Origin of the sequence: Thermobifida fusca NBRC 14071 = JCM 3263 (assembly GCF_001592045.1) — a bacterium.
GTDB classification, from domain to species: Bacteria; Actinomycetota; Actinomycetes; order Streptosporangiales; family Streptosporangiaceae; genus Thermobifida; species Thermobifida fusca.
Window position 1 is genome coordinate 20,772 of record NZ_BCWB01000052.1, and the last position, 17,835, is coordinate 38,606.

7 protein-coding genes and 1 CRISPR repeat array are annotated in these 17,835 nt (G+C 64.6%); of the genes, 2 read left to right on the forward strand and 5 right to left on the reverse strand.

All coding sequences use genetic code 11. The annotated features are described in order from the left end of the window. Positions 1 to 104: 104 nt before the first annotated feature. From TF1_RS13635 to speB, 5 genes are all read right to left on the reverse strand, one after another. Positions 105 to 4,079 carry an Eco57I restriction-modification methylase domain-containing protein gene (locus TF1_RS13635; RefSeq protein WP_340147997.1) on the reverse strand — a complete coding sequence of 1,325 codons (3,975 nt, stop codon included), beginning with the start codon at positions 4,077 to 4,079 and terminating at the stop codon, positions 105 to 107. Positions 4,080 to 4,159: 80 nt separating this feature from the next. Continuing rightward, positions 4,160 to 7,279: a DISARM system SNF2-like helicase DrmD gene (gene drmD / locus TF1_RS13640; RefSeq protein WP_061783955.1), complete on the reverse strand. Its 3,120-nt coding sequence runs from the start codon at positions 7,277 to 7,279 to the stop codon at positions 4,160 to 4,162. Positions 7,280 to 8,174: 895 nt separating this feature from the next. After that, positions 8,175 to 9,572, reverse strand: coding sequence for an FAD-binding oxidoreductase (locus TF1_RS13645; RefSeq protein WP_061783956.1), 1,398 nt, complete (start codon positions 9,570 to 9,572; stop codon positions 8,175 to 8,177). Between the two features lie 269 nt (positions 9,573 to 9,841). Beyond that, positions 9,842 to 11,350, reverse strand: a complete 1,509-nt coding sequence (locus TF1_RS13650; RefSeq protein WP_061783957.1) for a purine-cytosine permease family protein — start codon at positions 11,348 to 11,350, stop codon at positions 9,842 to 9,844. A gap of 100 nt (positions 11,351 to 11,450) precedes the next feature. Beyond that, positions 11,451 to 12,404, reverse strand: a complete 954-nt coding sequence (gene speB / locus TF1_RS13655) for an agmatinase (RefSeq protein ID WP_061783958.1) — start codon at positions 12,402 to 12,404, stop codon at positions 11,451 to 11,453. A gap of 123 nt (positions 12,405 to 12,527) precedes the next feature. Between speB and TF1_RS13660 the strand changes: the two genes are divergently transcribed. Together TF1_RS13660 and TF1_RS13665 are read left to right on the forward strand one after the other, a co-directional pair. Continuing rightward, on the forward strand, positions 12,528 to 14,135 hold the full coding sequence (locus TF1_RS13660) for a PucR family transcriptional regulator (protein WP_011290504.1): 1,608 nt from the start codon (positions 12,528 to 12,530) through the stop codon (positions 14,133 to 14,135). A 100-nt stretch (positions 14,136 to 14,235) separates the two neighbouring features. Further along, positions 14,236 to 16,464 carry a WD40 repeat domain-containing serine/threonine protein kinase gene (locus TF1_RS13665; RefSeq protein ID WP_011290503.1) on the forward strand — a complete coding sequence of 743 codons (2,229 nt, stop codon included), beginning with the start codon at positions 14,236 to 14,238 and terminating at the stop codon, positions 16,462 to 16,464. A gap of 308 nt (positions 16,465 to 16,772) precedes the next feature. Next, positions 16,773 to 17,795: direct repeats of the CRISPR family, unit length 31 nt; unit sequence GTTGCTGCCCCTCTTAGGGGCGATGAGGAAC. Positions 17,796 to 17,835: the final 40 nt, after the last annotated feature.

Here is a 17,835-nt window from a genome sequence, read left to right on the forward strand (position 1 = left end):
ACGCTAATCGAATTTGATAGACTAATTCCTGATATATTCCCCCACCTAACCCTTTTCTAAAGAATGGGCATCAAGACACGTGGGTAGCCACTACAGGGATGAGATCAATCGAAGAGAGTGTCGGATGAGACACACTTGCTTTTCTTGTCGTGCAAGCCCTGAGCAACCTCTTCGGCATAGCGCTCATGGTTCAACTCGAGCAAGCTGTCCAAGATTTCGCGTTGAGCTGCTGGACCGATGGTATAGCGAAGCTCTTTCCTGCCAACTTTGTGGAATCCGTGGTCGAGTCCCCCCACTGCCTTGAGACGATCCTCCCATCCGTAAGCGCGGATAACAGCCTCGTCGATAGCCTTGTGAATGCGACGCAGTTCTTCGATGTCGTCATCGGTGCAGTCGGGATCGAAAACCAGGTTGTAAGTCTTAGTAAGTCCAGCCTGGCGAGAGAGCATCACACCACGGCGGAAAATGTCCAGACGGGAGCCGAGCTCGCGTAGTTCCTCAGTGAGTTCAGGGAGGGGGAAAGTCTCAAAAACGTCGGAAGGGGTATAGCGGGGATCAGCCCGCATCGATGAACCACGAGCCTTAACCCACCAGTAGTGCGGCGCGCTTGACAGCAAAGCCAACATGGCAGTGTCATTAGTGGCGAAGATGCCCAACATATGAGAAAACACTTGCCCTGTCGGCACCATGGCTGGCATTACGGTCTTACTCACAAGAGCAATTACGACAACTTTATCAAGATTCTCGTTTTTTATCTTCCTAAGAAGAGCCGGGCGCCTTTCTGCATACCTCCACCAATAATCTCTATGTGATTTCCTATTTTTCTTGATCCGCTCAGGTTTCACCGATTCTTTGACTTTATTATAACATTCTATATATTTCCTTGCCTCAAATTCAGGCCAGTCATGAAAGTTAATAACCCAACGACTCGCCGAGCAGTCCGGATTTTCATTCAGGTCCCGCCCATTAAGATAGGGAAACAGTACGTCTTTGTTTCGTGGATCTTTCTGAATAAGTTCTCTTGCACGCTCTGGGGCCATCGTAAACCCCGTGCCCAAAATAATGCTTCCCTGGAAAGAAACGTTTTTGTTTTCAACCAAGCGTTTCGGGACTCCACTCACCCTGGAAGCAGGATCAAGCGAAGACGTGATGCCTGAAACTTCCCGGCCATCCAAAATTCTCTTAACTTTATCCGAGAGACGAGATCTACTTCCCCAGATCGCGCAGTAATCTAGGGAGGCACTCTTTGACGGCCACGGTTCACTCTTAATAGCTCGTCGTATAGTCACACCATCGGCGACGATTTGATCCAGCCCAACTTCTCGGGTGTCTCCCTGCGCCAGCGTGTTGGTAGCCAACAGGCCAGTCTGGCCTTTGCCACTGATGACATCATGGGCTCGTAGTGTGAAATAGGCAACGAGGTCCGCGCTTCCCCGAGTACCGCGGCCTATGCCCTGGACCAGATATTCACGGTAAGCGGTTCCCAAGGAGCCGGTGATTTTTTGCCCGCCCAAGAAAGGTGGGTTTCCGATCACTGCATCGAACCCGCCTTTCTCAAACACCTCCGGGAACACCAGCGGCCAGTGCACGGGCTTCCTCTTGAAAGCTCCCTCAGGCCAGTCTGTCTCCAACCACTCTCGGATCTTGCTACGGGCCTCAGCTTCGGCGGTGTCGAGACGGCGAGCAAGATCGGCGGCGGCACGGGATCCTTCTCGCAGACCGCTGTCTTTCTCTTTGGCGTTGGCTAGCGTCGCCCCCACACACAAATCTGCGAGGAGTTTCACCCGACCGGTCCGCAGCTCCGCATCTGCCAGCAGGGACCGCTTGCGGTGCAGCGCTTCTACCGATCTCCCCTCAATAGCGGCAAGAGCCCGCCGTTCTTTCGCGACGTCTGCGATGAGCTCCCGAATACCTGCGGTGAAGTCCACGAGAGCCCGCTCTTTGTGAATCCTCCGGCCCTTCTTCGGGTCCATGTGCATGTACTCGACCTGCTCCAGGGACGTGATCCCAAGCAGGGAGTCGCCCGCCACCAACCGGTCGTCAAGAAAAGTGAACGGCCGATGCGGGTCCATGGACACCAGCCACAGCGACAGCTTCGCCATCTCCACGGCCATCGGGTTGATGTCCACCCCGTACAGGCAGTGCTCAATGACCTGCCGCCGCGCTTCGATAACCACCGGATCCTCGTCGGCCCCCAGCCCGCCGTCCAAGGGCACATAGTTGCGGACCCGTTCGTCGCCCTCGGCAATCCACGCCTCGATGAGCCGATCACCCAGATACCGGGCTGCTGCCACGAGGAACGCTGCCGACCCCATGGCAATGTCCGCGACCTTCAACTCCAAGATCTTGGCGCTCGACTTGAGCTTCCACTCGTCACGGTTCGCGGTCTGCAACGGTCCCGGCTCGTACACCAAGGGCTCCAGCGCGCCCTCGACGATTTGTTCCGCGAGGGAACGCGGCGTGTAGTGCGTGCCCGTGTTCTGCCGCAGCGGTGACTCGGTGACATACAGCTCTCCTGGCAGCACCACCATGGGCAGGCCACGCAGGTCGGTGCGGAGAATCCCGTAGAACGGCAGCAGCCGTTCCGTCAACGGATAATCGCCTTCCGTCACTGCGAGCAGCTTCTTGCGGGCCTCTTCCTTGTCCTCGCCCGACAGCGGTGCCAGCCTCTTAGCCACGGCCCGCGGCGAACCGATCCCAGACTTCTTGTACGTGTCCGACACCGCCTTCGCCAGCCCTTCCACATCGGAATGCCGGGCAGCCAAGGCCTCCAGGTCGGCGAGCCGCACCTCCTCTTCCTCGCCTTCCTTACCAATCAGGCCCACCACGACGTCGTCGGCGCGGAACCCATCGAACGCCAGCAGGCCCTCGTACACGTAGCCGATCTGCTCCACGTCCAAAGTGCGGAACGACAGCTTGCGTCGCTCCCGCGACTTGCCTTTACCAATCTCGACGTACTGGACCGCGCGGAGCATGTGCAGCACCGTGCGGTCGTCGATGTGCAGCGGCAGCCACGCGAACCGGTCCGGGTCGAACAGCGACCCGTCGTGCGCGGTCATGCGCAGCCTCGGATGGTCCACCCCACGGTAGGCGGCGTTAAACACGGCGAGCAGCCGGTGCCAGGCCGTGTACGTGTTCTCCAGCTCCTCTTCGAGGCCTTCCTTCACCCGCTGCTCTAGTTCGGCACAGAGGCGTCCCACCGAATACGCCGTGGCATACAGCTCGTTGTCGGACGGGAGCAGCTTCCGCTCCTCGGCGAACAGCAGAAACACGATGCGCATCATCACGGTCACCGCGCCCTCGTACACCTCGTGCGCGGAAACGTGCGACAGGTCGGGTTCGCCGCGTTGGCGGGCCCACGTGTCGGCGCGACCGATCGCCGCAACCAGCAGCTCCACGGCCCGGCGAACCTGAACTCCGAGGGCATCGGTGATCTCCTCCTGGGAGTCCAAGCTCTTGCGCAGCAGCGGCACCAGCTGCTCCTCGTCGGGCACGCTGAAGAAACGGCGGCGGCCCAGCAGTGAATAGAACGCGCGCACCACAACCCGCTCGGCGGCCTCCGGCCAGGCGACCGCGTCAAACACGGCCGTCGTGGTCACCCCGCCGCGCGGTGCCCACACCAGCACCCACCAGCGTCCGTCCGTAGCCAAACCCAGTTCCACACCGTGGTGGCGACACAACTGCGCGAGCCGGTCCACGGGGGTCGCCGACCACTGCTCCCCCTTGATCCGGGCCATGGGAGACGTGTTCGGCGGGCACACCACGCCGAGAAGCCGCACTGTGTCCGGTTTCGTGTCCTCACCCGGCTCCACCAGGGCGAACGACGGGGTGACCGTGGTGTCGTGCTCCGGTACGTCCATGGCGAGAGCAGCCACTTCGTCCGCGTCCGTGCGGTACTGCTCCCCCCACTCGAGCAGGCCGCTGAGCACGAAGTCGATCCAGCCGCGCTGACCCGTCTCCGGGTCAGCCTGCCAGTCGGCGTGGGCCCGGCGCAGCCTAGCCACCTGCTCCTTATCCAGTGCTTCCAAGTCCGGCCACGCTTCGCGAAGGACGGGAAGCGACAGGAACGGGCCGCTCACCTCGATCAACGACAACCAGTCCCGGTGCTGCTGGGCACGATCCGGGGCGGAACGGCGGGGCCGGCGGGAACGAGGGGAACTCATCGGACAGCCTCCCGGCTCGGAATCACGAACACCACGGCGACAGGGAACAAGTGCGATTCTCGGCTGCTGTAGCGGGCGTCAATCGCGGCTAGTTCCCGCTCCCGCTCGGCAGCGAGACTGTCGAGGCGGCGCTGCCAGTTGCGGCGGTCGCGTCGGTACTGCTCCAGCTCCTCTTTGGACTTTTCAACATCGGCCCGGCTGAACAGGGCATCCTCATCGTCTTCGGCGAGCGCAGCGCGCAGGGTTGCAGAAAACTGGTCGAGGGCAGAGACCACGCGGGCGCGCTCCTCGGCGGCACGCTGTTCCAACTGGCGGTTCAAAGACTCTTCGCGGGTTTTCTTCCGCCAGGTGACCGCCGACATGAGACCGTCGGAGATCTTCGGCCACCGCTGGGCGACCCGTCTCCACACCACATCCGAGGCGGGGCGGCCCGTGGTGAGCGCGCAGTCCAGGAAACCGCCGAGCACGCCCAGGTTCTCCAAGCGGCGGAACCGGCCGTGTTCCGGCGCCCACCCGCCCGCATACAGCACTTCTTCGTGCAGGCGGATCCCGTCGGCACCCACCACCACGAACCGTGAGAACGCGCCGACCAGCACATCCTCGAGGTCCGGGGCGTCGCTGACCACGGCTGTTACCCGGCGCAGCCCCACCCGGTCGTTGGACACAGCCGCACGCAACAGCCGAGTGGACATCGCCACTAGCGGATGGTTGAGGTGTGCGAGCACCACGTCGTCGCGGCCCCGCGCTACCTCCGGGTCGAACGTCACCGGAAGCTGGCGGGGCTCGCCCTTGTCCGAAGGCAGCTTCTCGATCAGCCCTTCGGTGGCGCGCACCCACGAGCCCGTGAGCGTGGGCACGTCGTACAGGCCTTCGGCGCACTCCTTCTCATCCACGTGGGGGGTGAGGTGCTGCTGGTTAGCGAGCGCTAGCGCGGTATCCACCACCCGCTTAATCCGGTCCGGGGTCAATCCCAGCTCATTGACGGTGGTATTCACCTTCTCGCGGAGCCTGCGCACCTGGTCACGGACATTGGAATCGGACGGCAGTCGCTCCTTGCGGGCCCCCGCATTCTCCACGTCCACGTCCGTGTCTTGGCCGAGCATGCGTCGTTGTACCGCGTCCGCGAGCACCGCATTGACCTGGCCCAGGTCCTCCTCCATGCGGGCCACTTTCGTCGCCACCCGGGACAAGAATTCCAGGTCGGCTTCATAGGAGTCGACAGTGCCCTGCCAGCCTGCCCCCACGAAATGCCACACCTCGGGGGTTTTGGTCTGACCGTAGCGGTCGATCCGGCCGATGCGCTGCTCCAGCTTGTTTGGGTTGAACGGGATGTCGTAGTTGACCAGCCGGTGGCAGTGGCGTTGCAGGTCGATCCCCTCACCGGCGGCGTCGGTGGCGATCAGGATGCGCACCGGGTGCTCGGACGGGTGCTTCTGGAACGCCAACCGCACCTGTTCGCGTTCGCTCGGGCTCATGCTGCCGTGCAGCACGGCCACCCGGTCGCCGCTCATCCCCTCCTGGCCGAGCAGGCCCACCAGCCAGTTGAGAGTGTCGCGGTACTCGGTGAACACCACGACCCGTTCGTTCGTCCAATGCCGGTCGGGTCGGCACACCGACTTCAGATAGTTGATCAGTTCGCGGGCTTTCGCGTCCGCGGCGGCCTCGTGGCTGATCGCCCACTGCAGCATCCGCTCCAGTAAAGCGGTCTCGTCGTCGTCCGGATCCGGCTGCATGGGGCGGGCCCGGTCCAGCGCGTCGTCCTCGGCCTCCGCCAACTGTTCGTCGTCATAGGTGGCGACGTCGTCGAAGAAACCCTCCATCCACTCGGGGACTTCGTCCCCCACCATGGCAGAGCCGGAGCGGTTCTTGAGTGTGTCCAAGTAGACGGAGACCGTGTGCGCGAACGCTGCCGGACTGGAAAACAGCCGCTTCTTCAGCAGCAGGGTGACCAGGTCGGTTGCTTTGCGTCCCCGGCGGGACGTGATCTTGGCGCGGCGCAGTTCCGCGAACCGAGTGAGCAGGCCGTGGATCTCGCGCTCGCTCTCCGGGTAGACCACCGGGATCGCTTTCGCCTCCCGGTGCAGGAAACGCGGGTTGCCGTCCGTGTCGACAATGTCGGCCTTCAAGCGGCGCACCACTGTTTCGCGCACCGCTGTCTTATCGGGTGCCACGCCGCGGGCGAACCGCTGGTTGTCGAGGATCTCCAAAAGCGCGGTGAACGAGGCCTGGTAGCCGTTGTGCGGGGTCGCCGACAAAAACAAGCGGTGCGTGAAATGCGGGGCGAGGCGGCGGATCAGTTTGGTCTGCTGCGAGTCGACCGCATACACCTGTTTGGGGGCAGCTGGGGCCACGTGGTGGGCCTCGTCCAAGATCAGCAGGTCGAAAGTGCGTGGATAGCTGGGACCGTCGTGGGGGAGCACCTCGTTAAGGAGCCGCTGGGCTTTTGCGCCGCGCAACCACGGCAGGCTGACGATCGTCAACGGGTACACATTGAACGGGTTGGCGGCGCTTCCGAAGTCGCGGCGCACTCGGGCGCAGCGTTCCGAGTCGACGATGGTGAAGTCCAGGCCAAACTTCTCGAACATTTCGTCCCGCCACTTCACGGTGAGGCCCGCGGGGCAGACGATCATGATGCGTTTTGCACGGTGCCGCAACAGCAGCTCCTGGGCGACCAGGCCCGCCTCAATGGTCTTGCCGAGGCCCACGTCGTCGGCGAGCAGCAGGTTCACGCGGGGTGCGGACACGGCACGCGCCACCGGTTCCAGCTGGTAGTCCTCGATCGTCACTCCGGAGCGGAATGGAGCCTGAAGCAGCCGCACGTCAGCCGAGGTCACCGCGGACCAGCGCACCGCATCAAGGAACGCGGCGAGCCGTTCCGGGGGGTCGAAACCGGCAGTGGCGGACACCTCTGGCAGGGATCCGGTTGGAAGAACCCGGCGTCCTGGTTCGAGTTCCCAGATCACCTCCAAGGTCTCGCCGAACCGGCCATCTTCAACGCTTTGTAGGGAGACCAAAGTGGCCTGTCCTGCTGGTTCGACCTGGCTGACCACCCACTTCTGCCCACGAACCGCTACTAGGGCCTGAGGGGTAGGCATGGCCTCGGTTGTGCTCGCCATGGGGGTTCCTCTGGTCGGACGGACGGTCACAAGCGCGTTTCTAAGGTAAAGGCAACAGTGTGAGCTGTTAATACGTGACACTAAATCGTTAGCTGAGTTCACTCAATACTAGGAGTGCGCTGAAAATTGCCACGATTCGGCACGTAAATCCCTAAAAGAGTCGAAGGCAGAGTGCTCCACCGCCACAGACACGCCGCCGCGCCCGTGGACGCCCGACCCGCCCCTGCCAGGAGCTCACCGACCTACCCTTGTGGGAGCACGGAAAGATCAGCGACTTCCTCCTCGGCACCGCCGAAGTTAGTGAGAAAATCACAGCTTAAGAGGCGTTCCTACTCCACGTGAACCAAGCGCTCAGAGTGGAAGTAGTGCCCCACCTGCAGCTGAGAGCTACCGAGGAACCGCGCTGCCGCTCAAGACAGCCCCCTTGCCGAAAAGCCCACCGGGCTCTTCCCTCCCCACACAAATCCCCCAATACTCGGTGCGCCGTGATACGGGTGTCGCATCGTCTCTCGCAGCACTGCTCACTGATCTGGCCTCGCGTACAAAGGTGGACTCTGGTCGACGCCAGTAGACTCGCAAACCTCGTACAGGGACTCGCGCCTGAGGTGGTTGAGAACTAACCAGGCCGCACTTACCACAGCTGACACCGAAACGGCCCGCAGCAACAGTCCGGGCCGCCGTGCACGCCACAGTCTTCAAAGAGAGAGCCAGCGGCTGACCCCTGCCACCTCTACCTCCACAAGCTGCGGACAAAGCTTATTTAATCCCCGCACTAGCATCCTCTGGGCCGCGTCATCACCTCACCAAAACCGCGGGCCGCTTTCGGACTCCTGCACGGGGACGCCGCGGGACATTGAGCCCGCAGCACACCGCCCACACCCCGGATCGTCGCTGGTCATGCGGGTTTAATGTTGGGGTTACGGTGGAACACGTTCTCCGGGTCGTATTGTGCTTTCACCTGGGCCAGGCGGCGATAGTTATCCCAGCCACCGAACCCAGACACCATACGGTGCTCCCCCTCCTCGCCAGCAGCGCTGAGGTAAACCGCTCCCGTGGCCCACGGGCTCATCTCCGCACGCGCACTCTGCACCCACTGGACCACCCGGTCGTCGTCCGCGGCATCCTGCCACACCCCAAACGGGTACACTCCCCACGCGGCATACCGCCACGGGATTGGATAGTCCGTCAACGCTCGCGACACGGTGCCGCCCTGCGGGACCAGCAGGTACTGCGATGGCGACGGTGTGGGCATTCTTCCCGCCCCCGCGCAATACCGGTCCACGGCCTCATCCGGCAGCGCGGTCATATGCTCTGCCGACCAGTAGCTTCGATAGCCGGGTGGGCTATCAAGCATGCACTGCAAATCGGCGTAGGCCATCTCCGCAGACATTTCCGCCACGTGACCGGCCTCCCGCATCGGCTGCAGGTCACGCGCCACCTCTTCCGGATCCCGCCCGGTGTGGATGAGCAACACGGCACACGCCAGCCGTCCCACCAGCCAGAGAGGCACGAACTCCTCCGACAGTGCGGTCAGGTACATCAACGCACCGCACACGTCATCCGTGGACGCCCCCATAAACTCCCGGTAGGCGCGCACCACGTCCGGCCCAGACTCGGCATCCCACAACAACAAAGACACGTTGACCGACGGCAGTTCGTGCAGGCGCAGCGTCATCGACGTCACCACACCGAAATTTCCCCCGCCGCCGTGCAGCGCCCAGAACAGTTCCGGGTGCTCATTCGGGGACGCGCGCACCAGCTCACCGTCAGCGGTCACCAGTTCCGCGGAGAGCAAGTTGTCGCACGCCAACCCGAACTTGCGGTCCAGCCAGCCACTGCCGCCGCTGAGCACCAGCCCGCACACCCCGATCGTGGACACCCGACCCCCTGTGGTGGCTAAACCATACGGTTGGGCAGCGCGGTCCAGGTGCCCCGTCGTGGCTCCCCCGCTCACCTGCGCGTTCGCCTCTTCCGGGTTGACGGTCACCTCGTTCATACGCCGCAGGTCGATGACGATTCCGCCATCGGTGAGCGCCTCACCGCCCACCCCGTGGCCGCCGCCGCGAACCGCGATCTCCAAGTCGTGCTCGCGGCCGAACCTGATCGCCTGGATCACGTCGTCCACCGTCTCGCACTGGGCGATCAGTCGAGGACGCAGGTCAACAAGAGGGTTGACCACGGTTCTGGCCTGTTCATAGCCGGAGTCTTCAGGTTCCAAAACCTGTCCGGAGAGCTGGGAGCGGAATTCCGTGACCGCGGTACCGGTCAGTGTGGTGCTGTTGAGCTGAGCCATAGGGACCTCCCCGTCGGATACGGGCCGGACCGGGGTGGTCGGGCCCCGGCCTGCGGCGACCCGGTCAGGCCACCGTCCTGGTTTGGACCCGCTCACCTGCGAGCCTAGGAGGCCCCACGCACGCTTCCCACCTTCTTTTGGTGATACTTCGTCAAGTCATTTTTGAGAAAACTACATGTAATCAACATCCCACACTCAGTATTCACATCAGGAAAAACAAGGGGCCGCACCCTAGGGGATTGCGGGGTGCGGCCCTAGCAGCCCGTCGCTTACAAGGTTGTCTCCGGGGATGCGGGACGACGCTGGTGAATCTGTTCAATCACCGTGTCCCGGGCGGGAACGAACCGCGGCCCCTCGGGGCCGAACACGCCGCGCGGTTCCGGGAACAGCAGCAGCATGACCGGGTAGACGAGGGCAGCGGCGAGCAACGTCACCGGCAGGCTAATGTCAATGCCCCCGGCAGCGTTCGCGAACGGTCCCACGATGATCGACGTGTTGGCGAACAGCAGCCCGGCGATAGCCGCAACCAGCCACGCCGCCCCGGCCCGCCAGTTCACGCCGCGCGTGAACCAGTAGGCGCCGCCCTTCTCGCCGCGGTTGAACACCTGCAAGTCATCGACCAGGTAGTAGCCGCGCCGGACCACATACCCGATCATGAGGATCACCATCCACGGCGACGTCAACAAGACAATCAAAATGGCGAAGGCGCTCAGTGCCTCAACCATGTTGATGACGAAGCTGCCCACGAAGATCAACACGAGCGCGAGCGTGCCCACTACTGCGGTTCCCTGCACCCGGTTCAGTCGGGGGACCAGCGAACTGAAGTCAAGCCCCGTACCGTAGAGCGCGGTCGTACCGGTTGACAGGCCGCCGATGAGGGCCACAGCGATCAGCGGCAGCGCATACCACAGGGGCGACACCACCGCCAGACCGGTCACATAGTTGTTCGGGTCGGCAACCAACGTAGCCGTGCTCGCACCGAACAGGAACGGCACCAGCGTGGCCACCTGGGCGAGGAACGGTGCGGCCAGCAGCGACCGGGTGCTGTAGCTGGCGGGAATGTAGCGTGCCCAGTCGCCGAGGAACCCGCCGAAAGAAATCGGGTTGGCCATAACGGTGAGCACCGCCAGAATCCACGTCGGCCAGAAGCTGCCGAGAATATAGGAGCCGGTGCCCGCGAACGACGGATCGAAGATGCCGCCGTAGGCCACCACGCCGAGCAGCATGATGACCGTGCATGCGATCACCGCCACCTTGTTGATCAGCAGCATGAACTGATAGCCGTAGATGCATACCGTGAACACCGCCACCGCGATGACCCCGTAGGAGGCGGCTTGCAGCGCGTCTCCGCCGTCAAAGCCGAGCCGCAGCGCGAGACCGACGATCGCGTCACCGCTCCCCCACACTGACAGGGAGAAGAAGGTAACGGCGGTAAGAAGGGAGAGGAACGATCCCAGGGCTCGGCCGACTACGCCGAAGTGTGCTCCCGACGAGACCGCGTTGTTGGTGCGAGTCCGTGGTGCGAACAATGCCATGGGGGCAAGGATGAGCGCACCAACGACAACACCGGTGACAATGGCTGTCACCGAAGCCCAGAAACTCAACCCGAACGCCACCGGCAGGGTGCCCAAAATGATGGTCGCGAACGTGTTCGCGCCTCCGAACGTCAACCGGAACAAGTCCAACGGGCGTGACGTCTGGGCCTCCACCGGGATCGGAGCGATCCCGTAGCTTTCGATCTTCGTGACCGGTTCAGGCGCAAGACGGGATGCGGACATAGTGCCTCCCAACAAGGGGGAAACCAGCATGGCTGCTGGGTGCGGGGGTGAAGAAGAAAACCGGGACGCGGCGGCACTGGCACGTCCCGGTATCTGTGGCCTAGCGGTCCTTCTTCGCGGTCAACGCGAGAAGGGACACCAAGTCGTAGGCGACGTGGGCGGCCGCGGTCGCCGTGATCTGCGCGTGGTCGTATGCGGGGGAAACCTCCACCACGTCGGCCCCCACCAGGTTGCAGGAGGCCAGCCCACGCAGCAGCTCCAACAGTTCCCGGCTGGTCAGGCCGCCCGCCTCCGGGGTGCCGGTGCCGGGAGCGTGCGCCGGGTCGAGGACGTCGATGTCCACGGACACGTATAGCGGCCGGTTCCCGATCCGCTGCCGCACCATGTCAGCGATCTCGTCCACCCCGCGGCGCATCACGTCCGCGGCGGTGACGATACCGAAACCGAACCGGCGGTCGTCCTCCAAGTCCTTCTTGCCGTAGAGGGGGCCGCGGATCCCCACGTGGGTGAGGGCTTCCGTGTCGAGAATCCCCTCCTCCACGGCACGGCGGAACGGGGTGCCGTGCGTGTAAGGCGCACCGAAATAGGTGTCCCACGTGTCCAAATGGGCGTCGAAGTGCAGGAGCGCCACCGGCCCGTGCACCCGGTGCACGGCGCGGAGCAGCGGCAACGCGATCGTGTGGTCTCCACCCAAAGTCACCAAGCGAGTACCCTGAGACAACAACTCGCTGGCTGAGGCTTCGACCGTTGCAATGGCCTCCTTGATCGCGAACGGGTTGACCGCGATGTCACCGCCGTCGGCCACCTGGACTTCAGCGAACGGGGACACATCCAACCCCGGGTTGTAGGGGCGCAGCAGCCGACTAGCCTCACGGATAGCAGCAGGACCGAACCGGGCGCCGGGACGGTAGGACACACCGCTGTCGAACGGGATACCGACCACGGCGATATCGGTCTTGGCTACCTCATCGGTGCGGGGCAGTCGGGCAAAAGTCGCCGGACCAGCAAACCGGGGAACCAAGCTGGAGTCGGTGGGACCGATCGGTGTGCTCACGGGATTACCGCCTTCCCTCACTGTCGTGATCGGCTAACACGGCGCGGAACATGCGGTCCTCGATCCGCTAAAGGCACAGGTCAAGGCCTCAAACACCATAGACTCGAAAGAAACTCCGCACAGATGGACGCCCCGCACACCTCTTGTGCCGCACCTGGACGAAGCAGCCACTTGTCTCCCGCACCTTTCCGTGACGGCGTCTCCGACGCCCAAACCGTGCCGCTCCGCACGATCCTCGCCCGCCGTGACCTCGCCTTGGAACCCCTTGTTCCCGCGGCCCCGGACGCGCACGTTCGATGGGCCACAGTCAGCGAACTCCTCGACCCCGCCCCCTACCTCAAAGGCGGGGAACTCCTCCTCACCGCAGGGACCAACCTGCCCACCGACCCTGAAGCACTCGACCGGTACGTGACCGCCCTCGTCTCCGCACAGGTCACCGCGCTCGGCTTCGGCGTCACCCCCGTCCACGACGCAGTACCCGACACGCTCGTGGCACGCTGCCGCGCCCACGGGCTCCCCCTCCTGCTCGTTCCACGTGAAACACCGTTCGTCGCCGTCAGCCAAGCCGTCGGTGAAGAACTCGAACGGCTCCGCCTCGCCGGCCAGCGCAGATTCACCGCCGCGGGACGCTCCCTCACCAAAGCCGCAATCGGCGCCACCCCGGTCCAAGAACTCCTCACCACGCTCAGCGCCGCACTCGGCTGCTGGACCCAGCTTCTCGGCACCCGCCCTCTCGGCCAAGTCGGACGCGTCCCCCCACTCCCCGACGAAGCCCACGAACTCATCCGCAAAGTCCGCACGCCAGGCGGCCCCCTCAGCGCCAAACTCTGGATCCCCCCCGACGAAGTCGTCCTGCACGCCATCGGCGACCAAGCCCGCGACCGGACCGTGCTCCTCCTCGGCCGCCCCAAACCCTTGGACAGCACCGACCGCGCCATCCTCGGCATCGCCGTCGCCCTACTCGGCCTGCTCTCCCGCGCCCAACCCGCCGTCGTCGACGACGCAAGCCGACTCGCCACCCGGCTCCTCCTCACCGGAGCCACCCCCGACACGACCGTCCTCCGGCTTCTGCCCGCCCTCCTCACCGGAGACGAACCAGCCCCCACCGCCTACCGGGTCCTCCACGCCCGCTGGACCCGCCCCAGCTCCCAGCCCACCCCCTCCCCCACGCTGTTCCGCACCCGCCTCGTCGACGACACCAGCACCCCCGTGCGCGCCATCCTCGCCGACCAAGGCACCCACCACGCCCACCTGGAACTCCTCGACAACCTGCACGCCGCCGGATGGCTCGCCGCACTCAGCCGCCCCGTGCCCGGCAGCGCACTCGCCGACGCCGACCAAGAAGCCGCGATGCTTCTCATCCGCGCCCACGCCACCGGCCGCCCCCTCCTGCCCGAAACCCAGCCCGACCCCCTCGAAACCCTCCTCGAAACCGACGAAGCCCGCGCCGCAGCCCGCACCCTCCTCGGCCCGCTCGCCGGAAACGACAGCACCTCCCGCACCCTGCGCACCACCCTCCGCGCCTGGCTCGCCCACCACGGCAGCTGGGACCGGACCGCCGCCGACCTCGGCGCCCACCGCAACAGCGTCCGCTACCGCATCAGCCGCATCGAACGCGACCTCGGCATCGACCTGTCCGACCCGGAACAGCGAATGCGCATGTGGTTTGCGCTGTCCCGATTCCCCGACGACACCCCCACCCACCCGACACAAAGGGACATATCACGATGAGGTGAAAGAAATTCACCGCCATCGTGGGGAAGAAAGGTTCTTGACATAATGCTGTGTGGGCACGATCGTGGCGGTCAGCGCGGTTACGGCGAGGAGGGAATTGATAGAGCCGTTGCAGCCCGGCGACCCCGGGCGGATCGGTCCCTACCGGCTCGTCAGCCGACTAGGCGCGGGAGGAATGGGGCAGGTATTCCTCGCCCGCTCCCCTGGAGGGCGACCGGTAGTGGTCAAAGTCATCCTGCCCGAATACGCCAACGACGACGAATACCGCATTCGTTTCGCGCGTGAAGTCGAAGCTGCCCGCCGCGTCGGCGGCTTCCACACCGCCCAAGTCATCGACGCCGACCCCACCGCCGACCCGCCGTGGATGGCCACCGCCTACATCCCCGGCCCCTCCCTGCGGAAAGCCGTCACCGAACGCGGCCCCCTCTACGGAAACAACCTGCGCACCCTCGCTGCCGGACTCGTCGAAGGCCTCGCCGCCATCCACGCGTGCGGCCTCGTCCACCGCGACTTCAAACCCAGCAACATCGTCCTCGCCGCCGACGGCCCCCGTGTCATCGACTTCGGCGTCGCCCGCCCCCTCGACAGCAGCGTCATGACCCAAAGCGGCGCCGTCATCGGCACCCTCGCCTACATGTCCCCCGAACAAACCGACGGCAGCCAAGTCGGGCCCGCCAGCGACGTGTTCTCCCTCGGCACCGTGCTCGCCTTCGCCGCCACCGGACGGTCCCCGTTCATGGCCGACTCCATCGGCGAAATCATCGCGCGCATCTCCGGACCGCCTCCCGAACTCCCCGAACTCCCCGACGACCTGCGGGAACTCGTCTACGCATGCTGGGAGCAGAACCCTGACTTGCGGCCCACCACGGCCGAACTCCTCGCCCAGCTCAGCACCGACCACACCGGCGACGACTGGCCCCCGCCCCACTTGAGCGACCTGATCGGCTCAATGCTCCCACTCGGGGCAACCACCTCCCCCAACCCGTCGCTCGCCATCGAACCGCCACCCCCCTCCCACGGCCCCCCGCGGCCGTCCGAACCGCTGCCCGACCCCGGGGACGACGCCGACGAACCCTCTGCGGAGAAACCCAGTCGGACCCTTCCGGAACCGGAGCCGCCGGAACTGGAAGAAAAACCCATCCAGGTCATCCACGAACCGGAACGCCCTGCACCCACCCCGCCCCGCCCCCGCGAACCCGCCAGAGGGGCGATAAAACCGAAAAATCCCCGCCCGGCAGCGCCCCAACCCCCCTGGTCCCCGCCCCGGGTCCAGCCACCCCGGTGGAAACAACTCATCACGAAGAAACCCGTGGCCGGCATCCTCACCGCAGTCGCCACGGCCGGCCTCGTCGTGTCCTTCCTCGTCTGGCAGTGGACACTCCCCGAGACCCCGCTGCGCCCCGACAGCAGCACCGCCCCCTCAGAGTCCGCTGACCCGCACGAACTCAACGAGCCTCGCATCCTCACCACCGACCGGGAAGCGGTTGCCGTCGCATTCAGCCCCGGCGGATCCCTCCTCGCCGGCGGCAGCGGCGACAAACTCATCCACGTGTGGGACGTGGCAAGCGGCGACGAACTCCACACCCTGGAAGGCCACACCGACTGGGTGCGTGCCGTCGCGTTCAGCCCCGACGGCGCCCTCCTCGCCAGCGGCAGCGACGACGCCACCGTGCGGCTGTGGGACGTGGCCGCCGCAGAAGAACGAGCCGTTTTCGAAGGACACACCCACTACGTGCTGGACATCGCGTTCAGCCCCGACGGCTCGATGGTGGCCAGCGGTAGCAGAGACGGCACCGCCCGGCTGTGGAACGTCGCCACCGGGACAGAACACGCCGTCCTCAAAGGGCACACCGACTACGTCTACGCTGTCGCGTTCAGCCCCGACGGCTCGATGGTGGCCAGCGGCAGCAGAGACGGCACCATCCGCCTGTGGGATGTCGCCACCGGAAAAGAACGCGACGTGCTGCAAGCACCCGCCGAGAATGTCGTCTCCCTCGCGTTCAGCCCCGACGGGAGCATGCTCGTCCACGGCAGCGACAGCACCGTCCACCTGTGGGACGTAGCCAGCGGCGAAGCACTGCACACCTTCGAAGGCCACACCGACTGGGTGCGTGCTGTCGCGTTCAGCCCCGACGGCGCCCTCCTCGCCAGCGGCAGCGACGACCGCACCATCCGCCTGTGGGATGTCGCCGCCCAGGAAGAACACACAACCCTGGAAGGGCACACCGAGCCCGTCCACTCCGTAGCCTTCCACCCGGAAGGGACCACGCTAGCCAGCGCAAGCGAAGACGGCACTATCCGTATCTGGCCCATCGCCACGGAATAACCCCGCGCCTGCTCCTCCCCAGTCTGGCACTCTGTCAGCCCGGTTTTCTGTCCCGGCCCTCGGAACTGGCAGGGAAACACTCTGGTGCCCGAGTCCTCGACAGGCCCCTCTCTACTGAGGAGAGCACACCTCAAGACAGTTCAGTTCGGTGTGTCTGTTCCCGTCAGGCAGAGCGGTGCACCACGACGAGAGAGTCGACCGCGGTCCGCGGCCCCTCCTCCGTAGCGACCTCACGGGTCACATATCCGGCGCGCTCCACCTGGACCGCGAACAGCATCCGCGCTGAAGAAACTGCGCAAGGCAGTCGCGTTGCTGCCCCTCTTAGGGGCGATGAGGAACCACCGGGGCAGCCTCCGGCATCATCGTCGTCGACATGTTGCTGCCCCTCTTAGGGGCGATGAGGAACCTGGCACATCAACCGGGCCCCCTCCTCCGCGTTGCTGCCCCTCTTAGGGGCGATGAGGAACCGGGTTCGGGCCGCGGATGCGCGGCATACCACTCGGGTTGCTGCCCCTCTTAGGGGCGATGAGGAACCACGAGTCATGTGGGAAGCCTTCGGCCGCATCTGGTTGCTGCCCCTCTTAGGGGCGATGAGGAACCCGGGTGCGGCGGAGATAGTCCGCGTAGGCCTCACGTTGCTGCCCCTCTTAGGGGCGATGAGGAACACGTTCCCTACCGTTAGGAGGAGCGTGTGAACAAGTTGCTGCCCCTCTTAGGGGCGATGAGGAACGCGGCGACCTGAGCGGCTCCTGCGACGCCTACGACCTGTTGCTGCCCCTCTTAGGGGCGATGAGGAACACGTGTCGCAGACGTTCAGTCATGGCCACTAGTCGGTTGCTGCCCCTCTTAGGGGCGATGAGGAACCTTGAGAGTCAGCATGTCCTCATGCGCAGGCCAGCGGTTGCTGCCCCTCTTAGGGGCGATGAGGAACTCTGCGGCCTCAGCGTCCGGAGCAGGACCGCGGACGATGTTGCTGCCCCTCTTAGGGGCGATGAGGAACCGGCCCGTGGCGACTAGAGGGCCGCGGCCAATCACTGTTGCTGCCCCTCTTAGGGGCGATGAGGAACCCGCTGCCCTCGTTGCCACCCGCTGGCTCTCGCGTTGCTGCCCCTCTTAGGGGCGATGAGGAACTGATGACCAGCGGCCCTCTCTCGCGCTGGCGGTGACGTTGCTGCCCCTCTTAGGGGCGATGAGGAACACCGGTTTTCTGGTCGCGTTGTGCTATCCGGGTAGTTGCTGCCCCTCTTAGGGGCGATGAGGAACTCGTCTCCTCCACCAAGAACATCAAGGTGGAGATCATGTTGCTGCCCCTCTTAGGGGCGATGAGGAACGCGCTCGGCCTCGCCGCCTAACCCCCAGCCAAACACAAAG